Raw genomic sequence first — 4,507 nt, forward strand, 5'->3', positions numbered from 1 at the left:
GACTTATCAATCTGTCCACAACGTACCAGTCTATTCAGAAACGCTTAAGTTATTGAACCGCCGTATACGGAACCGTACGTACGGTGGTGTGAGAGGCCGACCCGTTAGGGTCTCCTACTCGATTCTTGGCAAAAGAAAAGGAGCAAAACATATGTTTGATGTGATTGATGAATTATCCGTTCAAGCGATTCGAATGTTAAGTGTACAAATGATTCAAAAAGCAAATTCCGGTCACCCTGGGCTACCTCTGGGGGCTGCACCGATGGCTTACGTACTTTTTCGCAATCATTTAAAAGTAGACCCTAAGCACAGTGATTGGTTCAATCGTGATCGGTTCGTTTTATCTGCTGGTCATGGATCAGCCTTGTTGTATAGCTTGCTGCATCTTTCCGGTTTTGAGCTATCATTAGATGATTTGAAAAATTTTCGTCAGTTGCACACTAAAACACCTGGGCATCCTGAAGTTGGACAGACACCAGGTGTGGACGCCACAACTGGGCCACTGGGGCAAGGTATCGGGATGGCCGTGGGCATGGCTTTATCAGAACGTCATTTAGCCAGTCAGTTCAATCGCAATGGGCATCAATTGATCAACCATTTGACCTACGCTTTATGTGGCGATGGTGACCTCATGGAAGGTGTTTCCCATGAAGCCGCTAGTTTGGCCGGCCATCTTAAACTGGGAAAGTTAATTTTATTGTATGACTCTAATGATATTTCATTGGATGGGGCTAAAGGGCGCTCCTGTTCGGAAAATACCAAGCAACGTTTTGAAAGTTATGGCTGGCAGTATCAACGGGTTGACGACGGCAACGATTTAGCAGCCATCGATCAAGCAATTGTGCAAGCAAAGGCTGACGAAACCAAGCCATCGATCATTGAAGTACGTACGACCATTGGTTTTGGCGCTAAAGACGCTGGCACGAATAAAGTTCATGGGGCCCCATTGAGTTCGGAAAATATGACAGTCTTACGACAAAATCTTCAGTGGCAACGACCTGAATTTGAAATGCCACCAGTAGTTTACCAGCGATTACAACAAACATTAGGGCAGCGCGGTTCCCAGAAATTTTCTGCTTGGCGCCAAAGTTTTCAGGCTTTCTGCAATGCAATGCCTGGGGTTGCTCATAAATTGGGGCGCACGATTAAGGGTTCGCTTCCTAAAGATTGGCAGCGAGGTATGCCAGTTTATGTTGCCAATAGTCAAGTTTCTGGTCGAGATGCCAGCGCTTCAGTGTTACAAAGGTTACATGATACCTTGCCCCAACTTTGGGGTGGTTCTGCCGACTTGGCGAGTTCTAATCGGACAGATTTTAAGACAGAAGCAGTATTGACCGCAACAGATTTTGAACAACGCAATATCGCCTTTGGTGTACGTGAGTTTGCGGAAGCCACTATTATGAATGGCATCGCGTTACACGGCGGTTCGCGGATATTTGGGAGTACCTTTTTAGTGTTCTCAGATTATATGCGGCCGGCTATTCGCTTAGCGGCCTTACAAAAATTACCAGTTATCTACATATTTACCCATGACTCGTTAGCGGTTGGTGAAGATGGCCCCACCCATGAACCGGTGGAACAAGTGATGAGTTTGCGAAATATTCCGAATGTGACGGTGATTCGGCCAGGAGATGCGAATGAAGTTGTTGGGGCTTGGCAATGTGCCATTGAAAATACGACTGGCCCCACCGTCTTAGTTTTATCAAGACAGGCGCTAACCACGTTTACCACACAACCACCCTTAGCTGCCCATACGGGGGTACAACGCGGTGGCTATATGCTTTCACCGGCACGTTCAGAATTAGACCAAACTGGCATTTTGCTTGCGACTGGTTCAGAGGTACAGCTGGCTTTAAAAGTACAAAAACGGTTGTGGACTCAGGGATTGAATCTATCGGTCGTTTCGTTACCAAGTTTTGAACTATTTCAACAGCAGAGTCAAGTTTATCGCGAGCAAGTTTTGCCACCGAACTTGGATTTTCGCGTATCAATCGAAGCAGGCAGCACCTTAGGCTGGGAACGGTTCACTGGGTTAAATGGTCTGGCTATCGGCATCGATACGTTTGGTGCAAGTGGCCGCCCAGATGAAGTCTTGGCTAACTATGGTTTTACTGCTGAACAAATCAGTCATCAGATCTTGTTTGCTTGGCGCACTAAATGTCAGTTAGCTGCTCGAAAAAATATCGGTTAGATATGTTAAAATATACGAGATTAAGTAAGGAGCAAAGAAAATATGATCATACAATTTAAAGAACCATTGCAACGAGATATTGCCCAGGAAATAAAAGCAAAATTAGAAGCGCTACCCAGTCAAGTATTTCTAATTCGCAATCATATGGCCGCTATGGGCGTGAAAGCTTTTGACTTCACGCAAAAAGAAGCTAGCGCGATTGAGCAGGTCACTTTTGATGATCCTAGCTTTACGTTGGGGAGTCGCCAATTTCAACCAGAAGATACGGTCATCGAATTGCCCCACACCAATATTGGCGGTGACAATTTCACGATGATGGCAGGGCCTTGCTCAGTTGAATCTGAAGACCATGTACGGCGGATGGCTAAAGTAGCCAAAGCTGGTGGGGCGACAGTTCTACGTGGCGGGGCCTTTAAGCCAAGAACGTCACCTTATTCATTCCAAGGCTTAGGGGAAGCTGGTTTGAAGTATTTACGTGAAGCCGCTGACGAAAGTGATATGGACGTGATCACTGAAGTTATGGACGTCCCTCATGTCGATATGGTGGGCCAATACACAGATATTTTCCAAATTGGCGCTCGCAATATGCAAAACTTCTCGTTGTTAAAGGCAGTTGGCAAAACAAATATTGCGGTGGGTTTAAAACGTGGTATGTCAGCTACTTTAGATGATCTTTTGAATGCAGCCGAATATATTGCTTCGGAAGGTAACCATAACATTTTCTTGATTGAGCGTGGCATTCGGACCTTTGATAATAAATATACGCGTAATACGTTTGATTTGGCAGCAATTCCGGTCTTGCGTCAACTGACCCATTATCCGGTGATTGCCGATCCAAGCCATGCTGTCGGTGAATGGGATCTCGTCACACCGATGGCAAATGCTGCGGTTGCTGCTGGTGCGCAAGGTGAAATCGTTGAGATCCATGATGATCCAGCCCATGCCCTATCTGACGGCCCCCAAGCTTTGAAACCCAAGACTTATTTAGAAATGACCCGGGAAGTCTTTGCATTACGGAAGACGATGGCCTCTTTCAAGGCGACAGCTAATGTCAGCGATTAATCTTGCTTTACCAGATAAAAAATATCGCGTTGAAATTGAGCGGGGTACCTTACAGAATTTAGGACCTTTAGTCAAAGAAGTTTGGACACCACAAAAAGTATTATTAGTTTCAGATACCAATGTGGCACCGCATTATAGTCAAACGGTCATTGATCAATTAACAGCTGCAGGTTTTCAGGTGACGCTAGCGACATTCCCAGCTGGTGAAGCTTCGAAGAACTTAGCCACCGTGCAAAAATTGTATCAGACTTTAGTCACCCAGCAATTTTCTAGAAGTGATGGCGTGCTGGCTTTGGGCGGCGGTGTTGTCGGTGACTTAGCCGGCTTTGTGGCCGCAACTTACATGCGAGGCATTCATTTTATTCAGGTACCAACTTCATTATTAGCCCAAGTTGATAGTAGTGTTGGTGGTAAGACTGGCGTTGATTTTGGAACGGGGAAAAATCTAGTTGGCGCATTTTATCAACCCGATCTAGTGGTGATCGACCCTGATACACTAACAACCTTGTCCCAGCGATACTTGGTTGAGGGTTATGCTGAAATCGTTAAAATGGCGGCTATTGCCAATGATCAAACTTTTTGGCCGTTGATTGAAAAGATACATAACCCGGGAAATATTCAAACTGAAGCCCAGGCATTGATTGAACACAGTGTGGCTTTCAAAGCTGCCGTGGTCATGCAGGATGAAAAAGAAGGTGGCTTGCGGCAGATCTTAAATTTTGGACATACTCTGGGTCATGCCATCGAATTAAAAGCCAATGGTCAGCTAGCTCATGGTGAAGCTGTTAGTATTGGGATGGTGCAATTAAGTCGCGTATTTGCGGTCAAAGGTTTAACGCCGGAGCCAGTTGTGGCAGCACTAACTCAGCAGTTACAAGCAGTGGGACTACCTATCAATTCACCATTGATTCATGATGCTGAAATTTTTGAACAATTGAAACTAGATAAAAAGAATCGTAATGGTAAATTAAATTTGGTTTATCTCAAAGCTTTTGGGCAACCGGAAATTTTACCTGTGGCAACCGATAAGTTGGCGGAATTTTTCGCAATGTTGGTTGAATAGATCACTGAATTAAATTGGGTACTAAAAAATGACAGATTACAAGGCGATTACTTTGTACCTGTCATTTTTTAGTGCGCCCGGCATGGGCGCTAACTTGGTGGTGAAAGTCCACTATAGACCGTAGTAGTCGGAACTATTAGTTGAGGACAAGGGTGTCCACCGTGAGGTGGAATCTGAAGGAAGTCTAAAGC

3 protein-coding genes are annotated in these 4,507 nt (G+C 45.2%); all 3 read left to right on the plus strand.

What is annotated here, in order from left to right; translation table 11 throughout:
* Nucleotides 1–151: 151 nt before the first annotated feature.
* The 3 genes from tkt to aroB are packed head-to-tail and all read left to right on the plus strand — an operon-like array spanning nt 152 to nt 4,316.
* A complete protein-coding gene (gene tkt / locus FHQ08_RS12550; RefSeq protein WP_230914731.1) occupies nt 152–2,191 on the plus strand; it encodes a transketolase in 2,040 nt (679 codons plus the stop codon).
* Nucleotides 2,192–2,233: 42 nt separating this feature from the next.
* Nucleotides 2,234–3,253 carry a 3-deoxy-7-phosphoheptulonate synthase gene (gene aroF, locus FHQ08_RS12555; protein WP_230914732.1) on the plus strand — a complete coding sequence of 340 codons (1,020 nt, stop codon included), beginning with the start codon at nt 2,234–2,236 and terminating at the stop codon, nt 3,251–3,253.
* Nucleotides 3,240–4,316, plus strand: a complete 1,077-nt coding sequence (aroB, locus tag FHQ08_RS12560) for a 3-dehydroquinate synthase (protein ID WP_230914733.1) — start codon at nt 3,240–3,242, stop codon at nt 4,314–4,316. Before aroF ends, aroB begins: the two co-directional genes overlap by 14 nt.
* Nucleotides 4,317–4,507: the final 191 nt, after the last annotated feature.

Source organism: Agrilactobacillus fermenti, from assembly GCF_021030645.1.
GTDB classification, from domain to species: domain Bacteria; phylum Bacillota; class Bacilli; order Lactobacillales; family Lactobacillaceae; genus Agrilactobacillus; species Agrilactobacillus fermenti.